The 19,681-nt window shown below is 62.5% G+C and carries 17 protein-coding genes; all 17 read right to left on the bottom strand.

Annotated elements, in window-relative coordinates; all coding sequences use genetic code 11:
- Positions 1 to 8: 8 nt before the first annotated feature.
- Positions 9 to 932 (bottom strand): UDP-3-O-acyl-N-acetylglucosamine deacetylase, encoded by a 924-nt coding sequence (gene lpxC / locus AC1DY9_RS12115; RefSeq protein WP_457281093.1) that lies wholly within the window; start codon positions 930 to 932, stop codon positions 9 to 11.
- A gap of 86 nt (positions 933 to 1,018) precedes the next feature.
- Positions 1,019 to 1,996 carry a dienelactone hydrolase family protein gene (locus AC1DY9_RS12110; protein WP_477666626.1) on the bottom strand — a complete coding sequence of 326 codons (978 nt, stop codon included), beginning with the start codon at positions 1,994 to 1,996 and terminating at the stop codon, positions 1,019 to 1,021.
- A 99-nt stretch (positions 1,997 to 2,095) separates the two neighbouring features.
- The gene (gene ftsZ, locus AC1DY9_RS12105; RefSeq protein WP_457281095.1) at positions 2,096 to 3,325 is read right to left on the bottom strand and encodes a cell division protein FtsZ; all 1,230 of its coding nucleotides are present in this window, start codon (positions 3,323 to 3,325) and stop codon (positions 2,096 to 2,098) included.
- A 146-nt stretch (positions 3,326 to 3,471) separates the two neighbouring features.
- Complete coding sequence (gene ftsA / locus AC1DY9_RS12100; RefSeq protein WP_431098281.1) at positions 3,472 to 4,701, bottom strand: cell division protein FtsA; 1,230 nt, start codon at positions 4,699 to 4,701, stop codon at positions 3,472 to 3,474.
- Positions 4,702 to 4,705: 4 nt separating this feature from the next.
- Entirely contained in the window at positions 4,706 to 5,509 is an 804-nt protein-coding gene (locus tag AC1DY9_RS12095; RefSeq protein WP_457281096.1) for a cell division protein FtsQ/DivIB, read from the bottom strand.
- The gene (locus tag AC1DY9_RS12090; protein ID WP_457281097.1) at positions 5,506 to 6,483 is read right to left on the bottom strand and encodes a D-alanine--D-alanine ligase; all 978 of its coding nucleotides are present in this window, start codon (positions 6,481 to 6,483) and stop codon (positions 5,506 to 5,508) included. The genes AC1DY9_RS12095 and AC1DY9_RS12090 overlap by 4 nt, the downstream gene beginning before the upstream one ends.
- Positions 6,480 to 7,913 (bottom strand): UDP-N-acetylmuramate--L-alanine ligase, encoded by a 1,434-nt coding sequence (gene murC / locus AC1DY9_RS12085; protein ID WP_477666625.1) that lies wholly within the window; start codon positions 7,911 to 7,913, stop codon positions 6,480 to 6,482. The genes AC1DY9_RS12090 and murC overlap by 4 nt, the downstream gene beginning before the upstream one ends.
- Positions 7,910 to 8,992: an undecaprenyldiphospho-muramoylpentapeptide beta-N-acetylglucosaminyltransferase gene (murG, locus tag AC1DY9_RS12080; protein WP_477666624.1), complete on the bottom strand. Its 1,083-nt coding sequence runs from the start codon at positions 8,990 to 8,992 to the stop codon at positions 7,910 to 7,912. Before murG ends, murC begins: the two co-directional genes overlap by 4 nt.
- Positions 8,989 to 10,245: a putative lipid II flippase FtsW gene (gene ftsW / locus AC1DY9_RS12075; RefSeq protein WP_457281100.1), complete on the bottom strand. Its 1,257-nt coding sequence runs from the start codon at positions 10,243 to 10,245 to the stop codon at positions 8,989 to 8,991. Before ftsW ends, murG begins: the two co-directional genes overlap by 4 nt.
- Positions 10,242 to 12,032, bottom strand: a complete 1,791-nt coding sequence (murD, locus tag AC1DY9_RS12070) for a UDP-N-acetylmuramoyl-L-alanine--D-glutamate ligase (protein ID WP_477666623.1) — start codon at positions 12,030 to 12,032, stop codon at positions 10,242 to 10,244. The genes ftsW and murD overlap by 4 nt, the downstream gene beginning before the upstream one ends.
- A gap of 5 nt (positions 12,033 to 12,037) precedes the next feature.
- Complete coding sequence (mraY, locus tag AC1DY9_RS12065; protein WP_457281102.1) at positions 12,038 to 13,216, bottom strand: phospho-N-acetylmuramoyl-pentapeptide-transferase; 1,179 nt, start codon at positions 13,214 to 13,216, stop codon at positions 12,038 to 12,040.
- Entirely contained in the window at positions 13,206 to 14,615 is a 1,410-nt protein-coding gene (locus tag AC1DY9_RS12060) for a UDP-N-acetylmuramoyl-tripeptide--D-alanyl-D-alanine ligase (protein WP_457281103.1), read from the bottom strand. Before AC1DY9_RS12060 ends, mraY begins: the two co-directional genes overlap by 11 nt.
- The gene (locus AC1DY9_RS12055; protein WP_457281104.1) at positions 14,612 to 16,099 is read right to left on the bottom strand and encodes a UDP-N-acetylmuramoyl-L-alanyl-D-glutamate--2,6-diaminopimelate ligase; all 1,488 of its coding nucleotides are present in this window, start codon (positions 16,097 to 16,099) and stop codon (positions 14,612 to 14,614) included. The genes AC1DY9_RS12060 and AC1DY9_RS12055 overlap by 4 nt, the downstream gene beginning before the upstream one ends.
- 2 nt (positions 16,100 to 16,101) lie before the next feature.
- The gene (locus AC1DY9_RS12050; protein WP_477666622.1) at positions 16,102 to 17,835 is read right to left on the bottom strand and encodes a peptidoglycan D,D-transpeptidase FtsI family protein; all 1,734 of its coding nucleotides are present in this window, start codon (positions 17,833 to 17,835) and stop codon (positions 16,102 to 16,104) included.
- A complete protein-coding gene (gene ftsL, locus AC1DY9_RS12045) occupies positions 17,832 to 18,140 on the bottom strand; it encodes a cell division protein FtsL (protein WP_457281106.1) in 309 nt (102 codons plus the stop codon). Before ftsL ends, AC1DY9_RS12050 begins: the two co-directional genes overlap by 4 nt.
- Positions 18,141 to 18,300: 160 nt before the next feature.
- Positions 18,301 to 19,218, bottom strand: coding sequence for a 16S rRNA (cytosine(1402)-N(4))-methyltransferase RsmH (gene rsmH, locus AC1DY9_RS12040; RefSeq protein WP_457281107.1), 918 nt, complete (start codon positions 19,216 to 19,218; stop codon positions 18,301 to 18,303).
- 9 nt (positions 19,219 to 19,227) lie between these two features.
- Positions 19,228 to 19,656: a division/cell wall cluster transcriptional repressor MraZ gene (gene mraZ / locus AC1DY9_RS12035; RefSeq protein ID WP_457281642.1), complete on the bottom strand. Its 429-nt coding sequence runs from the start codon at positions 19,654 to 19,656 to the stop codon at positions 19,228 to 19,230.
- Between the last annotated feature and the right edge of the window lie 25 nt (positions 19,657 to 19,681).

Genomic DNA, 19,681 nt, shown 5'->3' with positions numbered 1-19,681 from the left:
CGCCGGCCCTACCAGGCACGCGCCAGCGTGGCGAAGCCCTGCGGTGCTTTTTTCTCGTCCTCGAAGGTGACGACTTCGTAGGCGTCCTGGTGCGACAGCAGCTCGCGCAGCAGCTTGTTGTTCATTGCGTGGCCGGAGCGAAATGCGCTGTAGGCGGCCAGCAGCGGTTTGCCCAGCAAATAGAGGTCGCCCATGGCATCGAGGATCTTGTGCTTCACGAATTCGTCGTTGTAACGCAGCCCGTCGCTGTTGAGCACCTTGTAGTCGTCCATGACGATGGCATTGTCCAGTCCGCCACCCAGCGCCAGACCATTGGCGCGCATCATTTCCACATCCTTGGTGAAACCGAAGGTACGGGCCCGCGCGATGTCGCGTGTGTAGGCGCCCGAACCCATGTCGAACTCCACGCGCTGACCGGTGGAGTCCACCGCAGGGTGGTCGAAATCAATTTCAAAACTGAGTTTGTAGCCTTCGTAGGGACTCAAACGCGCCCACTTGGCCGTGGCGCCCTCGCCTTCGCGCACTTCCACAGGCTTGATCACGCGGATAAAGCGCTTGGGCGCGGCCTGCAGCGCAATGCCGGCAGATTGCAGCAAAAATACAAAAGAGGAAGCCGAACCATCCAGAATGGGAACCTCTTCCGCCGTGATGTCCACATACAGGTTGTCAATCCCCAGGCCCGCGCAAGCCGACATCAAATGCTCTACCGTGTGCACCTTGGCGTTGCCGCTGGAAATGGTGGAAGCCAGCCGTGTGTCCGTCACGGCCTGCGCGGAGATGGCGATGTCCACCGGCTGCGGCAAATCCACACGGCGAAACACGATGCCCGTGTCCGGCGCGGCGGGGCGCAAGGTAAGTTCCACCCGCTGGCCACTGTGCAGGCCCACGCCCACGGCTTTGGTCAGGGATTTAAGGGTACGTTGCTGAAGCATATGGGTGATTTTAAGTGTTGCAGCCGATTGCCGCAGTTGGAGTCTTTGATGGCCACCATAGCCAAAGTGCTACAAGTCTTGCCCTGCTACAGGTGCTGCCTGAAGAATGCCGTCCAGTGCGGCACCGCGACGAAGCGATTCTTCCAGTAGCCCGTGTGGAAAACCTTGCTGACACATCGGGCCATCACGGCGTTGACGTCGTCGCCGGGCATGGTGATGCCGCTGTTAAGTTCGGTCACGCCCGATTCGTCGACCAAAACATCGCATTTGGCATAGTGCGGCCCAAAGACATTGCGTTGCCGTTTGTAAGGCGCGTCGAAACTGTGGCCCTCGCCTTCCAGTACCACGATTTTCGCGTTGCCGCCGCGCCCGTTCATCCAGCCCACGTGGCGTTCACAGTACCGGCTCGGGGTTTCGTCGTCCACTTCACCCGTGATGAAAAGAAATGGGGAATTCACGTAGGCGTCACGCCGGGCATTGCGGTAACCGCAGTAGCCATACAAACCCACCACCGCATCGACGGGTTTGAGGTTGAAGTCGTCGGCGTACAAGCGCCGCATGTTGCGCTCAATCAGTGCGTGGGCGAATTTCTGCTGCATCATGACTGCGGCACCGCCACCCTGCGACTCACCGATGCTGCCGACCTTCTCGAAACCGCGGCCGCGCAACCAGCCGGCAGCTGCGAGGCTGTCAATGGCCATATTGAATTCGTTACCGCCTTTGCGCGACGCCGCCGGATAGTCGTTGTGCGTCACGTCGATGCCTCGAGGCTTCCAGTGATCGATCACCAGCGCTGCGAAACCCTCCTTCTGAAGGCTGTCCACATAGTCGAACATGCGGCTGTCGATACCCTGCGATCCGTGCGAGATCAGCACAATCTTCGTCTGCCCGGGCTGGCTGAACAGGTAGCCCTGCGCATGGAGCTTGTTGCAGACAAAGGGAGTACCCGCACACACCATGCTGGGCCAACTCACTTTTTCGGCCGCCTCGGGCCTGGCGGTCTGGGCAACCGCAGGTTGTGCGAAAAGAACGACCAGCGCGGCGCAAAGCCCTCGCATGTCCATGGCGACCTCTTTCTTCCTGAGATGCTCCGAATTGGAAAGGCCAGAAAAAAGGGCGGACTGCAACCAGTCCACCCTTTTAATGATCCACTTGCGAGAACCTTAATCGGCCTGCTTGCGCAGAAAGGCAGGAATCTCGAAGTCGTCCATCCCGCCAGAAGCCAGGGCATCGACTTTTGCCGCCGCCTGGGTCCGGTTGGTGCGCCACACGCTGGGCACCGACATGTTGCCGTAGTCAGGCTGTGCCGATCCCATGGCCGTCTGCGCCGTGCCGGCGCCATTGGCCGTTGTGTTCAGCGTCGGGACGTTGAACGGCACGTTGTCAGTACCCGTGCGCAGCACCTGCAGCGGCGGCGCATGGCGGCGCACGCCCTGGCGGGACAAGCCCGTTGCGACCACGGTCACACGGATGTCGTCGCCCAGCTCATCGTCGTAGGCCGTGCCGTAGATCACATGCGCATCGGGGGAAGCGTATGCGCGGATGGTGTTCATCGCCAGCTTGGATTCGCTCAGCTTGAGCGAGCCCTTGGCCGCGGTGATCAGCACCAGAACGCCTTTGGCGCCCGACAGGTCAATGCCTTCCAGAAGCGGGCAAGCTACAGCCTGTTCGGCGGCGATGCGCGCACGATCAGGACCGTTGGCCTTGGCCGTTCCCATCATGGCCTTGCCGGGTTCACCCATCACGGTGCGCACGTCTTCAAAGTCGACGTTGACGTGGCCGGGCACGTTGATGATTTCGGCGATGCCGCCGACGGCGTTTTTCAGCACGTCGTTGGCATGGGCAAAAGCCTCATCCTGCGTGACGTCGTCGCCCAGCACTTCGAGCAGCTTTTCATTGAGCACCACGATCAGTGAGTCAACGTTGGCTTCGAGTTCGGCCAGGCCGAGGTCGGCATTGGTCATGCGGCGCCCGCCTTCAAAATCAAACGGCTTGGTCACCACGCCGACGGTCAGGATGCCCATCTCCTTGGCCACGCGCGCGATCACAGGAGCCGCACCGGTACCGGTGCCGCCGCCCATGCCCGCGGTGATGAACAACATGTGCGCGCCAGCAATGGCGCTGCGGATATCGTCCACCGCCAGCTCGGCTGCATCGCGCCCTTTGTCGGGCTTGCTGCCCGCGCCCAGGCCGCTGGCACCCAGCTGGATGGTCTTGTGCGCGCTGCCGCGGCTGAGCGCCTGCGCGTCGGTATTGGCGCAGATGAATTCGACGCCTTGTACGCCGCATTCGATCATGTGCCCAACGGCATTGCCGCCACCGCCGCCCACACCGATCACCTTGATCTGTGTGCCCTGGTTAAATTCTTCGATTTCAATCATTTCGATGCTCATTGGGAGCCTCCTAATCAATAAACTGCAGTTGCCAATAATCGGAAATTTGTATTTATGGTTGACATGGCTTCTTCATGCAGGGGGATCCGCCCCGCCGGAATGCATACAACGGGATGGTCTGCCGATAAAAGTGAAGTAGGTTTTCATCAGAAGTTCCCCACAAACCAGTCTTTGACACGGCCGAATGCGTTGTGCACACTGCCTGCCTTTTGCGACACCTTGTAGCCCCGCATGCGCGCAAGCCGGGCTTCTTCGAGCAAGCCCATGACCGTGGCTGCCCGGGCCTGGGCCACCATGTCTGACAGCGCACTGTTGTAGCGCGGTATGCCGCGTCGCACGGGCTTGAGGAAGATGTCCTCGCCGAGCTCCACCATGCCGGGCATGACGGCACTGCCACCGGTAATGACGATGCCCGAAGACAACACCTCTTCGTAGCCCGACTCGCGGATCACCTGCTGGACCAGCGAAAAAATTTCCTCGATGCGCGGCTCGATCACGCCCGCCAGTGCCTGCTTGCTCAGCATGCGCGGCCCCCGGTCTCCCAGACCCGGCACTTCCACCTGCGTGTCGGGGTCGGCCAGCAGCTGCTTGGCGTAACCGCTTTCCACCTTGATGTCTTCTGCGTCCTTGGTGGGCGTACGCAGCGCCATCGCGATGTCGCTGGTGATCAGGTCACCGGCGATCGGGATCACCGCGGTGTGCCGGATGGCGCCACCGGTGAAGATGGCCACGTCGGTGGTGCCGGCACCGATATCGACCATGGCCACACCGAGCTCCTGCTCGTCCTGTGTCAATACCGCCAGGCTCGAAGCCAGCGGATTGAGCATGAGTTGATCGACTTCAAGCCCGCAGCGCCGCACACATTTGATGATGTTTTCAGCAGCACTCTGGGCGCCCGTCACGATGTGCACCTTGGCTTCCAGGCGTATGCCGCTCATGCCGATGGGTTCGCGCACGTCCTGGCCGTCGATCACGAACTCCTGCGGCTCCACCAGCAGCAGGCGCTGGTCGGTCGAGATGTTGATGGCCTTGGCCGTCTCGATCACGCGCGCCACGTCGGCCTGCGTGACTTCCTTGTCCTTGACCGCCACCATGCCGCTGGAGTTGATGCCGCGGATGTGGCTACCGGTAATGCCGGTGTAGACGCGGGCGATCTTGCAATCGGCCATCAGTTCGGCCTCTTTCAGGGCCTGCTGGATGCTTTGCACCGTGGCGTCAATATTGACAACCACCCCGCGTTTGAGCCCGTTGCTCGCCGCGATGCCCAGGCCGGCAAGCTTGAGCTCCCCGCCCGGCATGACCTCGGCCACCACCGCCATGACCTTGCTGGTTCCGATGTCCAGCCCGACCACCAGATCTTTGTATTCCTTGGCCATATGTTTACCTTTTTTTCTTTCCGTCGTCTTTGTCAGCGGGGCTTCCCGTGGTGACACCCCTGAGCCTGATCGCATAACCATTGCCGTAACGCAGGTCGGCGGACTCCAGGTCCCGCCCGTACCGGGATGACACCTGCGTCACCGTGGCAATAAAGCGGCGGGTGCGTGCCTGTATTTCGTCCAGTGACCCGTGCCCGAGCTCGATCACGGCGCCGCTGTCCAGCTGGGCACGCCAGCCACCCTGGCCGGTCATCTGCAATTGCTCCAGCGTGGCATCTGTTTCATCGAACATCGGCGCAAGCGCCTGGTAGGCCTGCAGTACCTGCGCCGCCTGACCCGGCGGCCCATTGAGCACCGGCAGGTCTTCTGCCTCGACGTCGCCCTGGTTGGCCTCAAACACTTCACCAAAGCTGTTGACGAGCCGGGCATCGCCCTCAGCCCCCCAGAACGCCACCGGCTTGTGTTCCTGCAGCACCACCTTCAGCCGGTTGGGAAATTCGCGCTGCACCAGCGCCCTGCGCACCCAGGGAACAGACTCGAACACCGCGCGCGTGGCGCCCAGGTTCACCGTGAAAAAATTGCCGGACAACCTGGGCGCCACATTGGCCCGCAGCGTCACCGCGTTGTTGTGCGCCAGGTCGCCCTCCACACGGATCGCGCTCAGGCTGAACAGGGACTGGCGCATGAGCCACGCCACAGCCAGTGACGCAACCATGGCGGCAAACGCCAGGCCCAGAACCACCGAGAAGGTGTTCATGAGCTTGACGTCCAGCGGCAAGGAAGGCGGCAGTGGCAGGGCTCTGCTCAAGTGGCGGCTCCTCCGTGTTTCTGGTGATCGAGCGAAGCAGTCTTCAGCACTTCGATGCAAAGGTCTTCATACGAGATTCCGGCCGCACGGGCGGACATGGGCACCAGCGAATGCCCGGTCATTCCCGGCGACGTGTTGATCTCCAGCAGGTAGGGCTTGCGCGTGGCCTTGTCTATCATCACGTCGGCGCGGGCCCAGCCGCGGCAATTGAGAATGCGAAAGGTGTCCAGCACAAGCTGCTGGATGACCGCCTCTTCGCCCTCGGGCAGCCCGCAGGGAACCAGGTACTGGGTGCTGTCGGTGAAGTATTTGTTCTGGTAGTCGTAGTTACCGTCGGGCGCTACTATGCGGATGACCGGCAGCGCGCGCGCGCCGGCACCGGTACCCAGCACCGGGCAGGTCACTTCGTCACCGCTGATGAATTGCTCGCACAGGACATCGGCATCGAGTTTTTCGGCCTGTGCCACTGCGCCGGCCATGGCGGAGCGTTCCGTCACCTTGGTCAGCCCGATCGATGAACCTTCGCGTGCCGGTTTGACGATCAACGGCAGGCCGAGCGCATCCGGCAACGCGGCAATGTCGGCAGCGCCATAAGTGCCGCGGCGCAACAGGCGGTATTGAGGTGTCGGCAATCCTTCGGAGATCATCACGCGCTTGGTCATGACCTTGTCGATGGCCATGCTGGAAGCCATGACGCCGGAGCCGGTGTAGGGAATGCCCAGCAATTCGAGCGCGCCTTGCACCGTGCCATCCTCGCCGAAGCGTCCATGCAATGCGATGAAGCAACGCTCGAACCCATCCTCCTTCAGCTCGCTCAGGTCGCGCTCGGCAGGATCGAAGGCGTGGGCATCCACGCCACGCGAGCGAAGCGCTTTCAGTACCCCGTTACCAGACATCAGCGAAACTTCGCGTTCGGCCGATAGCCCGCCCATCAGGACGGCGACTTTTCCAAAATTCAACATGTCTGCTTTCATGTCCGGACCTCCCTGGTGCCGCCATGCCCTGCCGGCTCCAGCATTTCTGCAACCCTTGCGGGCACCATGCCGATGGATCCGGCACCCATGCACATCACGATGTCGCCATCCAGCGTGTTGTCGAGGATGGCCTGCGGCATGGCATCGATCTCGTCCACAAAGACAGGTTCTACCTTGCCGGCCACGCGCAAAGCCCGCGCCAGCGAGCGTCCGTCTGCGGCCACGATGGGTGCTTCACCGGCGGCATATACCTCGGACAGCAGAACCGCATCGGCGTTGCCGATGACCTTGACGAAATCTTCAAAACAGTCACGCGTGCGGGTGTAGCGGTGCGGCTGGAAAGCCAGCACCAGTCGCCGGCCGGGGAAGGCGCCGCGCGCGGCAGCCAGCGTCGCGGCCATTTCCACCGGGTGATGGCCATAGTCTTCTATCACGGTGAAATGCCCGCCGCCCTTGGCCGGCATGTCCCCGTAACTCTGGAAGCGCCGTCCGACGCCCCGGAATTCAGCCAGCGCTTTCTGTACTGCCGCGTCGGGCACGTTGAGCTCAACGGCAATGGCAATGGCCGACAGGGCATTGAGCACGTTGTGCTCGCCGGCCAGGTTGAGCACCACGTCCATGTCGGGCAAGGTCACGCCATTGCGGCGCTGTGCCGTGAAATGCATTTGTGCGCCCACCGGCCGCACATTGACGGCGCGCACCTGCGCATCTTCGCCGAAACCATAGCTGGTAATGGGGCAGGAAACCTGCGACAGGATGTCGCGCACGGCCGGGTCGTCGGTGCACAAGATCGCCGTACCGTAAAAAGGCATGCGGTGCAGGAAGTCGACAAAAGCCTTCTTGAGGTTGCCGAAATCGTGGCCATAGGTTTCCATGTGGTCGGCGTCAATGTTGGTGACGACGGCCATCACGGGCAGCAGGTTCAGGAATGAAGCGTCCGATTCGTCAGCCTCGACCACGATGTAGTCGCCGGAACCAAGTTTGGCGTTGGCGCCGGCGCTGTTGAGGCGCCCGCCGATGACAAAGGTCGGGTCCAGGCCGCCTTCGGCCAGCACGCTGGCGACGAGACTGGTGGTGGTGGTTTTCCCGTGGGTCCCCGCGATCGCGATGCCCTGCTTCAGGCGCATCAGTTCGGCCAGCATCAGCGCGCGCGGCACCACGGGAATGCGTTTTTCACGCGCCGCCAGAACCTCGGGGTTGTCGGCCTGTACGGCGGTGGATGTCACCACGGCGTCGACCATCTCAAGGTTGCCGGCGGTGTGGCCGACGAAGGTCTTGATGCCGAGCTTGCCCAGGCGTCGCAGCGTTGGGCTGTCTGACAGGTCAGACCCCGAAATGACGTATCCCAGGTTGTGCAGCACCTCTGCGATGCCAGACATGCCGGCGCCGCCCAGACCGATGAAGTGAATGTTTTTGATGGCGTGTTTCATGTCGCCAGCTCCTCACAAGCGGCCACCACACGGGCCGTGGCTTCAGTTTTTTGCATCGTTTTGGCCTGTAAGGCTTTCTGGACAAGCGCAAGCCGCTCTGTTTTTTGTAGCATTTCTGCCAGCATTCCGGCGCTGAGGTCGCGCTGCTGGATCAGCCATCCGCCTCCCTGGTCGACCAGGAACTTCGCGTTGACTGTCTGGTGGTCGTCGACCGCAGCGGGAAAAGGCACGAACACTGCCGCAGCGCCCACCGCGGCGATTTCCGTGACCGTACTGGCGCCAGCGCGGCAAATGATCAGGTCGGCATCGGCGAAGGCCTTCGCGGTGTCTTCAATGAAAGGCGTGAGCTCGGCCGATACGCCAGCCGCCGCATAGTTGGCGCGCAATTCTTCAATCTGCAGCGCGCCGCTTTGGTGGAGGACCTGTGGTCGTTCTGCTTCAGGGATCAGTGCGAGGGCTTTGGGTACCAGCTCGTTCAACCCCCGGGCGCCCAGGCTCCCGCCGACCACCAGCAGTTTCAGGGGACCGCTGCGTCCGGCAAAACGCTCTTGCGGGCCGGGCTGCCGGGTAAATGCTGGCCGCAGGGGGTTGCCTACCCATTCGGCTTTGGGCAACACGCCCGGAAATGCGGTGAAGACGCGGTCAGCCACACTCGCCAGCACCTTGTTGACCATACCCGCCACCGAGTTCTGCTCGTGCAAAACCAGGGGCTTACCCAACAGCACGCTCATCATCCCGGCCGGAAAACTGATGTAGCCACCCAGGCCAACCACCACATCGGGCTTGACGCGGCGTACCACCTGGATGCTTTGCCAAAACGCCTTGAGCAGGCGCAGGGGCAAGAATGCCAGCGTGACCGGCCCTTTGCCTCGCACACCGGAAAAATCAATCGATTCGAAAGGGAAGCCGCGGGGCGGCACCAGCTGGCTTTCCATGCTGGGGCGGACTGCGCTGCCACGCCCGCCCAGCCAGTGCACCCGCCAGCCGCGCTCCCGCAGGGCCTCAGCCACTGCCAGGCCCGGAAAAATGTGCCCGCCCGTTCCTCCGGCCATCACCAAAGCACAGTGTTGCTTGCTCATGCGCGGCCTCCTCTCATGAGCAGGCGATTCTCATAGTCAATCCTCAACACCACGGCCAAAGAAATCAGGTTCATCAAAATCGCCGAACCGCCATAACTCATCAGCGGCAGTGTGAGACCCTTGGTAGGCAGCGCACCGAGGTTCACGCCAATGTTGATGAAGGTCTGGAAACCTATCCAGATGCCAACGCCTTGCGCCACCAGACCGGCAAACAGGCGGTCCAGGGCAATCGACTGGCGACCGATGTGCATGATGCGGCGGGTCATCCACATGAACATGCCGATCACAGCCAGCACACCCAACAGGCCAAACTCTTCGCCAATCACGGCCATCAGGAAGTCGGTGTGCGCTTCGGGCAGCCAATGCAGCTTCTCAATGCTGCCGCCCAGACCCACACCGAAAATCTCGCCGCGGCCGAAGGCAATCAGGGAGTGGGAGAGCTGGTAGCCCTTGCCCATGGAGTATTTATCGCTCCACGGGTCGAGGTAGGCAAAGATGCGCTCACGCCGCCATTCGCTGAGCATCACCATCAAGCTGAAGGCAACCACCACCACAGCCGCGATGACAAAGAACATGCGGGCATTGACACCGCCCAGGAAGAGAATACCCATCGCAATGACCGAGATCACCATGAACGCGCCCATGTCGGGTTCGGCCAGCAATAACAATCCGACAATTGCTATGGCCACAGCCATGGGCATCACCGCGCGGAAGAAGCGCTCTTTCACTTCCATCTTGCGAACCATGTAATCGGCCGCATAGAGAAGCACCGCGAATTTCGCGAGCTCTGAAGGCTGAAAGTTCATGATGCCCAGCGAAATCCAGCGGCGGGCGCCGTTCACGCCTTTTCCGATAAAGGGCACCAGGACCAGTATCAGCAGCAACAGGGAGAGGACAAACAGCCAGGGCGCCAGTTTTTCCCATGTGGCCAGCGGCACCTGGAATGCCAGGACGGCAACGATGAGAGCGACCACCAGCGACAACACATGGCGCAGCAGGAAATGGGTATGCGCATAGCGCGCGAATTTGGGGTTGTCGGGCATGGCCACGGAAGCTGAATACACCATCACAAGGCCCCACATCAACAAGGCCACGGTGACCCACAGCAGCGCCTGGTCAAAACCGGCCATGCGAACAGGAGGTGCGGCCAGCGTCTGTGGCCGGCTGTGTCCGCCAAGCCGCACGGGAAGGACTTCCGACGCGGCCTTGCCGAAACCGGAGAACCAGCCGAAAAAGCGTGCGGCAGCCGTCACAGCATTTGCCCCTGTTCTTGCGCCAGCGCCTGCACGGCTTCACAAAAGACCTTGGCCCGGTGCTCGTAGTTGTCGAACATGTCGAAGCTTGCACAGGCCGGCGACATCAGGACGGCGTCACCGGTCTGTGCCTGCTGCGCGGCCAGGGTGACCGCTTCCTCCATGGATACGGCGTCGAACACTGGAATATTGCGGGGCAAGACCTCCTTGATGAGAGGCGCATCGCGCCCTATCAGCACCACGGCCCGGACGTGGCGTTGCACCGGGTCGGCCAGCGGTGAGAAGTCCTGCCCCTTGCCTTCGCCGCCCAGAATGAGCACCAGCTTGCGCTCCAGTCCCAACCCTGTCAGAGCCGCCACGGTGGCGCCCACGTTGGTGCCCTTGCTGTCGTCGAAGTATTCAACGTCATTGACGACAGCCACCGACTCCACGCGATGGGGCTCACCGCGGTATTCGCGCAGGCCGTGCAGCATGGGGGCGAGGTTGCAGCCCGCAGCCACAGCCAGGCCCAGCGCCGCCAGGGCGTTGGTGGCGTTGTGCCGCCCGCGTATGCGCAGGGCTTCGATAGGCATCAGGCGCTGCACGTGCAGCTCTACCTCTTCGTCTTTGCGGCGCTTGATGGTTTCGTCGGCCTCGGCCGCGCGCACCAACCAGGTCATGCCGTTGACGGTTTCAATGCCGTAGTCGCCGGGACGCTGCGGCTCGCCGGCACCGAAGGTCGCATGGGCGCGCACTTGAGGTGGCTTCAGGCGCACCTTGACAGGCGGTGGCAGCATGGCCATCACGCGGGCATCGTCACGGTTGAGCAACATAAAGGTGCTGACACCGAAGACCTTGGCCTTGGCCGCGACGTAGGCGTCCATGTCGCCGTGCCAGTCCAGATGGTCCTGCGTGATGTTGAGCACCACGGCAGCCGTCGGCTCAAAACCTTGCACATCGGCCAGCTGGAAGCTGGACAGCTCCAGCACCCAGACTTGGGGCAGGGTTTCGGCGTCCATATGGGCCGACAGCGTGTCGAGCAGCGTCGGGCCTATGTTGCCGGCCACGGCCACGGTTTTTCCGGCGCGCTGCACCAGTTGGCCCAGCAGCGAGGTCACCGTGGTTTTTCCATTGGTGCCAGTGATGGCCAGCACTGCGGGGCGGTAGCCCGGCACAGGTTCGACTTGCACCAGGGCCAGCAGGGCCGCGGGCAGTGTGGCATCTTCACCGGCTTCATCTGGAACCGGCGCGTCGTCCGCGGCATCCGGTGCGGCAATGACCGTCTCTTGCAGATCGCCTGAAGTGTCGGCCGCCACAGCGGCCTGGTCTTCGGGTGAATCAGCGGCATCGGCTACAGCGGCTTCGTCAACAGCTTCGGGCGCATCGGGCAAGGGCACGTCAGCCATTGGCTCGGGAGCTACAACAGCTTGGTCGGATTCTTCGACTACCTCAATGGTCGGTGGCTCGCGCAGATCCGCCAAAGCCCGCGCGAACAAATCCAGTTCTCCACCCACAGGCAATCCCATGGCGCGCGCGGCATCAGCCACGGACGCGATGGTCTCGGGCGTCAGACCGGGCGAGCGATAGACGGCGCGTACGGACGTGCCCTGCACCAGTTCGGGCGTGAAGACACCGCCCACAAATTTCACACCCGGAAGCTCTTCGCGCAAGGTGGCGAGCAAGGGTGGCGCTTCGCGCGTGTCGGCGACCGTCACGTGCGCCCCATGGCGCGAACACCAGCGCGCCATGGCCAGGCCGGACGCGCCCAGGCCCAGAATCAACACGGTTTGGTCTTGTAAATGCCGCATGCCTGTTACCTGAGCTTCAAGGTGGAAAGGCCGATGAGGCACAGCAGCATGGTGATGATCCAGAAACGCACGACCACCTGCGTTTCTTTCCAGCCGCTTTTCTCGAAGTGATGGTGCAGCGGCGCCATCTTGAGGATGCGGCGGCCTTCGCCGTAGCGCTTCTTGGTGTACTTGAACCAGGTCACCTGCATCATCACGGAGAGCGCCTCGACGACGAAGATGCCGCCCATGATGGCCAGCACGATTTCCTGGCGCACGATGACCGCGATGGTGCCCAGCGCGGCGCCCAGCGCCAGCGCGCCCACGTCGCCCATGAAGACCTGGGCCGGGTGCGTGTTGAACCACAGAAAGGCCAGGCCGGCGCCTGCCATGGCCGAGCAAAAAATCAGCAGCTCACCCGAGCCGGGGATGTGCGGGAAGAACAGGTATTTGGAGTAGACCGAGCTGCCGGTGACGTAGGCAAACACACCGAGCGCCGAGCCCACCATGACGACCGGCATGATGGCCAGGCCGTCCAGGCCGTCAGTCAGGTTGACGGCATTGCTGGAGCCCACGATCACGAGGTAAGTCAGGATCACGAAGCCGAACACGCCCAGCGGGTAGCTGATTTCCTTGACGAAAGGCACCAGCAGGCCAGCTTTGGGCGGCAGGTTCACGTCAAAGCCCGACTGCACCCAGCTGAAGAACAGTTCGAGCACGCGCATGTTGGAGCTCTCGGAGATGCTAAACACCAGGTACAGCGCCGCGATGAGGCCGATGATGGATTGCCACAGATATTTCTCACGTGACCGCATGCCTTCCGGGTCTTTGAGCACGACCTTGCGCCAGTCGTCTGCCCAGCCTATGGCGCCAAAGCCCAACGTGACGATGAGGACGATCCAGACGAAACGGTTGGACAAATCGAACCATAGCAATGTGGAAATTCCGATGGACAGCAGAATCAGCACACCGCCCATGGTGGGTGTGCCGCTCTTGCTCAAATGGGTCTGCATTGCGTATTCCCGAATTGGCTGCCCGATCTTCAGCGAGATCAGCCGCCGGATCACAAAGGGGCCCGCCAGCAGACCGATCAGCAGGGCTGTGAGCGCGGCCATGACTGCACGGAACGTCAGGTACTGGAACACCCTGAAGGACCCGAATTCGGGGGAGATTGACTGGAGCCACTGGGCCAGACTAAGCAGCATGGGGCTCTTCCTTCTGATGTTGTTGATGTTGTGTTTGATCTTGCGCATTGGCCGTGATGGCCTGGACCACACGCTCCATCCTCATGAAGCGAGAACCCTTGACCAGCACGCTGCCGGTGTGGGGCAGCTCGGCCAGCACGGCGGCGGCGAGTTCGTCCATGCCGCCAAAAATCTGCGCACCGCCAAATCCGGCCGCTGCCTGCTTTGACTGCTCGCCCAATGTGAACAATTTTTCAATACCCAGCGCGCGTGCATGGCGGCCGGCTTCATCGTGGAACTGCGGCCCCTGGTTGCCGACCTCGCCCATGTCACCCATCACCATCAGACGCGGGCCGGGCAGTTCGGCGAGGACCTCCAGGGCGGCGCGCATGGAGTCGGGATTGGCGTTGTAGCTGTCGTCGACCAACGTCAACACCCGGCCCGGCAGGGCCACGGCGATGGCACGGGAACGGCCCTTGACCGGCACAAAAGCCGAGAGGCCCACGGAGATGGATGCCAGGGGAACGCCCGCAGCCAGCGCGCAGGCCGCGGCGGCCAAGGCGTTCTTGACGTTGTGCCGGCCGGCGATGTGCAAAGAGAAATCAGTGTTGCCCGCCGGGGTCGTAGCCACCACCTTCCAGCAGCCGTCATCCCATTGCGCGGTAGCTGTGATGTCGGCGGCGCCCGCGAGCGCGAAGGTCAGTACCTTGCGCGTGCCGACCAGTTCACGCCACAGGGGGGTGTAGTCGTCGTCGGCCGGAAAGACCGCCGTGCCGCCCGCATCCAGCGACGCAAATACCGAGCCGTTTTCGCGCGCCACCGCTTCCACCGTGGCCATGAATTCCAGATGTTCGCGCTGCGCATTGTTGACCAGCGCGACGGTGGGCCTGGTAATTTCAGCCAGATAGGCGATCTCGCCCGGGTGGTTCATGCCCAGCTCGACCACCCCTACTTCGTGCTCGGCCGACAGGCGCAGCAGCGTGAGCGGCACACCGATGTCGTTGTTGAGGTTGCCTTCAGTGGCGAAGGCCTTGTTGGCCTTCCAGGCGCGCAAGATGGCCGCGATCATTTGCGTGACGGTGGTTTTCCCGTTGCTGCCCGTCACAGCCACCAGCGGCAGACGGAACTGCGAGCGCCAACCGGCGGCCAGTTGACCCAGCGCCAGGCGCGTGTCGGGCACTTCCAGCCCCGGCAGGCCAGCTTGCACCAGACCATGATGGGCAATCGCCGCGACTGCGCCCTGTGCCTTGGCTTGCGCGAGGAAATCATGAGCATCGAAGCGCTCGCCCTTGAGCGCCACAAAAAGGTCGCCCGCCTGCAGGCTGCGCGTGTCGGTGTTGACCCGCAAGGCCTGCACGCCGCCGTCACCCACAAGGCGAGCAGCGGACAACCAGCCCAGGGCTTGCTGCAGGCGCATCATGGCCGGCCTCCTTGTTTGGGCGAAGCCAGGGCATCGAGCGCCGCCTGCGCATGCTCGCGGTCGGAGAAGGGAAGCTTCACACCGCCCACTTCCTGATAACTTTCGTGGCCCTTGCCGGCCAGCAACACGATGTCTTCGGGGCAAGCCAGGCTCAAGGCGTGCGTGATGGCGGCTGACCGGTCGGCCTGAACGTGCACAGCATCGCGGCGGCTCAGGCCAAGCAAGACCTGGCAAATGATGGCCAGCGGGTTTTCGCTACGCGGGTTGTCGCTGGTCACTACCACCTGGTCGGCATTTTTTTCAGCTACAGCCGCCATCAACGGACGCTTGGTGGTGTCGCGGTCACCACCACAGCCGAACACGCACCAGAGCTGGCCATTGCGGTGTGCCGCAGCCGGCCGCAGCGCGAGCAACACCTTTTCAAGAGCGTCGGGCGTGTGGGCGTAATCAATCACCACCAGCGGCCGGCCCGGGACGGCCAGCGTCTCGGTGCGCCCAGGCACGGGCAGCAGGCCGGCACAGGCCTTGACCGCATCGGCCAGCGACACACCCATGGCGCGCAGGGCTGCGAGCACACCGAGCAGGTTGGACACGTTGTACTGGCCCACCAGCCGGGCAGCCAGCGTATGGCTTTCGGCACCCTCGGTCACCTCAAAACTCAATGCTTCGGTGCCGTGCTCGATCTTGCGCGCCTGCAGGCGTGCCGGTTCCGCGCAGGATACCGTCCAGAGGTCCAGGCCGCTCCCCGCGAGCGACTCCTTCAGTTCTGCACCCTTGGCATCGTCGATATTGATGACCGCCGCCTTCAGACCCGGCCAAGCGAACAGCGCGGCCTTGGCCTCCCAGTAGGCTTGCATGGAAGCGTGGTAGTCGAGGTGGTCCTGCGTGAAGTTGGTAAATATCGCGACCTCAATGGCGGTCGCGTCCAGGCGGTGTTCGACCACGCCGATGGAGGAGGCCTCCAGCGTACAGGCGACAAAGCCCTGGTCGGCGAAGCGCCGAAGTTCCTGTTGCAGCAGCACCGGGTCCGGCGTCGTCAGGCCGTTGGAAACCATGGCACCAGGCTCACCTATGCCCAGCGTGCCAATGACGCCGCATTTGTGACCCAGCCGGCCCAGAGCCTGCGCCAGCCACCAGGCGGTGGAGGTCTTGCCGTTGGTGCCGGTCACAGCGGAAATCCGCAATTGCCGGCTCGGCTGGTTGAAGTAGACGGCGGCGATAGGCCCGGTGGCGGCCTTGAGACCGGCGTATTCGGCGATCTTTTCGTCCTGGAAACCGAAGGCGGCCGCGCCTTCCTGTTCGACCAGACAGGCAGTGGCACCCGCAGTCAACGCACTGCCCACGAACTTGCGCCCGTCGGTCACGGTGCCGGGCCAGGCGACAAAGCCGTCGCCCGGGGTCAGCCTGCGGCTGTCCGTGCACAGGCTGCCGCTCACGCGTTCGCGCAACCAGCCGGCGGCTTGTTCAGGGGTGTGGAGTTGCATGCTCAAAACGACTCCTCCACGGCCTGGGTGGTGATTTGGGGCTTGACGCTCATGTCAGGCTGCACGCCCATCATGCGAAGCGTTTGCTGCACCACCTCGCTGAAGACAGGTGCAGCGGCCACGCCACCAAAGTAATTGCCGTCACTGGGCTCATCGATCATCACGCCAACGATGATGCGCGGGGCCTCGATAGGCGCCATGCCTGTGAACCATGCGCGGTATTTGTTGGTGGCATAACCTTTGCCGACCTGCTTGTGCGCCGTTCCCGATTTTCCGCCTACCGAATAACCCACCGTTTGCGCCAACGGGCCAGTACCACCGGGTGCGGCGGCCATTTGCAGCATCCGGCGAACGGCATGCGCGTTCTCTGCAGAAAAGACCTGTACACCCACGGCGGGCTCGCTGCTTTTGAGCATGGTGGCGGGAATGATCTGACCGTCATGCGCGAAAGCAGTGTAGGAGTGCGCCATCTGGAACAGCGAGGCCGACAACCCATAACCATAGGCCATAGTCGCCTGCTCGACAGGGCGCCAGGTCTTCCAGGGTCGCACACGTCCGGTGACCGCGCCTGGGAACTGGATCTGCGGCTTTTGCCCATAACCCAGTGCCATGTAGGTCTCCCACATTTCCTGCGGACTCATCTTTTGTGCGATCTTCAGCGCGCCGACGTTGCTGGATTTCTGGATGACGCCTTCCACTGTCAGCGTGCCGTAGTTGTGGGTGTCACTGATGGTGAAGCCGCCGATGCTGTAACGGCCGGGTCCGGTTTCGATGACGGTTTGCGGCTTGATGCGACCGGCCTCCAGCGCCATGGCCACCGTGATCGGCTTCATCGTGGAACCCGGCTCGAAGGTATCGGTGAGGGCCCGATTGCGCAACTGCTCGCCGGTCAGATTTTTCCGCCTGTCGGGCACGTAGCTGGGATAGTTCGCCAATGCCAATACCTCGCCGGTGGTGGAGTCCAGCACCACGACGCTGCCGGCCCGGGCTTTGCGCGCAATGACCGCGTCGCGCAGCTTCTGGTAGGCGAAGAACTGCACCTTGCTGTCTATGCTCAGCTGAATGTCCTTGCCTTCGACAGGCGGCATCTGTTCGCCGACATCCTCGACGACACGACCCAGGCGGTCCTTGATCACGCGGCGCGAACCGGCCTTACCGGCCAGGTCCTTGTTGAAGGCCAGCTCAATGCCCTCCTGGCCGCGATCCTCAACGTTGGTGAAGCCCACCACGTGGGCCACGGTTTCGCCCTCGGGATATTGACGCTTGTACTCCTTGCGCTGGTAGATGCCCTTGATGCCCATGGCATGGATTTTTTTTGCCACCGGCTCGTCGACCTGACGCTTGAGCCAGACAAAGGTCTTGTCCTCTTCGCCCAGTTTTCTGTTGAGCTCGACCAGCGGCATTTCCAGCAGCACGGCCAGCTCGGCCAGTTGCGACTTGCTGGCTTCGACGTCTTCGGGAATGGCCCAGATGCTGGATGCCGGTACGCTGGATGCGAGGATCAGCCCATTGCGGTCCAGGATGCGGCCGCGGTTGGCGGGCAGCTCCAGTGTGCGGGCAAAGCGCACCTCACCCTGGCGCTGGAAAAATTCATTGCCAAAAATCTGGATATAGGCCGCACGACCCGCTAGCCCGGCAAAAGCCAACGCGATACCGGCCACGATGAATTTGCTGCGCCAGACGGGAGTCTTGCTGGCCAGCAGGGGGCTGGACGAATAAAGCACGCTGCGGCTCATGGCCTGGGCCCTTCCGGCGCCGAAGCCGCCGTTACCGGAGCGTCCTTGTAGCTCACATATTGCGTGATGGCAGGTGTCACCGTGCGCATCTGCAGCTTGTCCTTCGCAAGCTTCTCGACCTTCAGCGGCGTAGCCTGGGCGCGCTTTTCCACCTGCAAACGCTCGTTGTCCATTTCGATTTTGCGGGCTTCGGCCGTCGCTTTTTCCAGCTCGACATAGAGGCGTCGCGACTCGTACTGAGTGCGCACGAGGTAAAGCGCGCTGGCCAACACGGCGAGAAGCAACACGAGGTTCAGCCTGGCCATGATATGACCCCCACGCTTGTCGCTTCGCGTACTGCGCTGCCCCCCGAGGGGGCCGCCGCGCCTGCGGCCCGGCAAAGCCGGTTCCGCGGCCCCGGCTGGCATGAAATGCCTGTCGCCCTTTGTAGGTCCCCCACGTTTGTCGCTTCGCGTACTACGGGGTTCATGCCGCCACCCCCGTGCGTTCGGCGACGCGCATCACGGCGCTGCGCGAGCGCGGATTGCCTTCGACCTCTTCTGCGCTGGGCTTGGTGCGGCCAAGCGCCTTGAGCTGCATGGCCTTGGGTTCGGCGAAAGGCGCGCGACGGTCGAACACCTCGCGCGAATGTGCGGCGATGAACTGCTTGACGATGCGGTCTTCGAGCGAATGAAAACTGATCACCACCAGACGGCCTCCCGGTTGGAGAACTTTCAGCGACGCAGCTAGCGCCTGTTGCAGCTCTTCAAGCTCGGCGTTGATGAAAATCCGAAGAGCCTGAAATGTGCGCGTTGCAGGGTCCTTGCCCGGCTCGCGGGTTTTGACCGCGCCAGCCACGACTTCGGCCAGCTCAGCGGTGGTTCGAAGAGGGCCCCGTTCCTGTCGGCGACGATCAATCGCCTTTGCAATCTGTTGAGCAAACCGTTCTTCGCCATATTCACGAATCACCTCCGCCATGGTTTCTATGGATGCATCCACCAGCCACTCGGCCACGCTCTGGCCACGCGTGGTGTCCATGCGCATGTCCAAAGGCCCCTCTTGCCGAAAAGAAAAACCGCGCACCGGGTTGTCGATCTGCGGTGAGCTCACACCCAGATCCATCAGGACACCGGCCGCACTGGCGACGGGCAACAGACCCAAATGCATGAAACCCTCGTGACGGATGGAAAACCGCGGGTCGGTGATGGTGTGCGCCTCGGCAATGGCGTCGAGATCCTTGTCGAAGGCGGTAAGCCGCCCTTGGGGTGAGAGCTGCGACAGCAACAACCGCGAATGGCCGCCGCGCCCGAAGGTCGCGTCGACGTAGTGGCCGTCCGGGTTGACAAGAAGCGCCGCTATGGCTTCGTTCAACAAGACGGTGCGGTGTGTCCATGTGCCGTTCACCGTCTTCTTTCAGAACGAGAAGTCTCTGAAGACATCGGGCATCTCGCCCTTCATCTGCTCGGCCTCCTGGGCTGCGTAGGTGGCGGCGTCCCAAAGCTCAAAATAACCACCCATGCCCAGTAGCACCGTGTCTTTGCTGATGCCGGCAGCCGCCCGCAATTCGGGCGACACCAACACACGGCCGGTGGCGTCCATGTCGACGTCCATTGCGTTGCCGAGGAAGATGCGCTTCCACCACTGCGCCTGCATCGGCAACGAAGCGATGCGGTCGCGGAATTTCTCCCACTCGTTGCGGGGAAAAATCATGAGGCAACCGTGCGGGTGCTTGGTGATGGTGAGTTGGCCGGAAGCTGTGGCGCTCAGCACGTCACGATGCCTGGTAGGCACGGAGAGCCTACCCTTGGTATCGAGAACTAACGATGAAGCGCCTTGAAACACTGCTACAAACCCTTGAAAAACACTT

The organism is Polaromonas sp. P1_F6, from assembly GCF_056405695.1.
This window is presented reverse-complemented; position numbering and strand designations above follow the sequence as displayed.

Bases quoted from the DNA above. Each gene is read 5' to 3' on its own strand.
- lpxC (WP_457281093.1), bottom strand. From the start codon at position 932: ATGCTTCAGCAACGTACCCTTAAATCCCTGACCAAAGCCGTGGGCGTG.
- AC1DY9_RS12110 (WP_477666626.1), bottom strand. From the start codon at position 1,996: ATGGACATGCGAGGGCTTTGCGCCGCGCTGGTCGTTCTTTTCGCACAA.
- ftsZ (WP_457281095.1), bottom strand. From the start codon at position 3,325: ATGAGCATCGAAATGATTGAAATCGAAGAATTTAACCAGGGCACACAG.
- ftsA (WP_431098281.1), bottom strand. From the start codon at position 4,701: ATGGCCAAGGAATACAAAGATCTGGTGGTCGGGCTGGACATCGGAACC.
- AC1DY9_RS12090 (WP_457281097.1), bottom strand. From the start codon at position 6,483: ATGAAAGCAGACATGTTGAATTTTGGAAAAGTCGCCGTCCTGATGGGC.
- murC (WP_477666625.1), bottom strand. From the start codon at position 7,913: ATGAAACACGCCATCAAAAACATTCACTTCATCGGTCTGGGCGGCGCC.
- murG (WP_477666624.1), bottom strand. From the start codon at position 8,992: ATGAGCAAGCAACACTGTGCTTTGGTGATGGCCGGAGGAACGGGCGGG.
- murD (WP_477666623.1), bottom strand. From the start codon at position 12,032: ATGCGGCATTTACAAGACCAAACCGTGTTGATTCTGGGCCTGGGCGCG.
- mraY (WP_457281102.1), bottom strand. From the start codon at position 13,216: ATGCTGCTTAGTCTGGCCCAGTGGCTCCAGTCAATCTCCCCCGAATTC.
- AC1DY9_RS12060 (WP_457281103.1), bottom strand. From the start codon at position 14,615: ATGATGCGCCTGCAGCAAGCCCTGGGCTGGTTGTCCGCTGCTCGCCTT.
- AC1DY9_RS12055 (WP_457281104.1), bottom strand. From the start codon at position 16,099: ATGCAACTCCACACCCCTGAACAAGCCGCCGGCTGGTTGCGCGAACGC.
- AC1DY9_RS12050 (WP_477666622.1), bottom strand. From the start codon at position 17,835: ATGAGCCGCAGCGTGCTTTATTCGTCCAGCCCCCTGCTGGCCAGCAAG.
- ftsL (WP_457281106.1), bottom strand. From the start codon at position 18,140: ATGGCCAGGCTGAACCTCGTGTTGCTTCTCGCCGTGTTGGCCAGCGCG.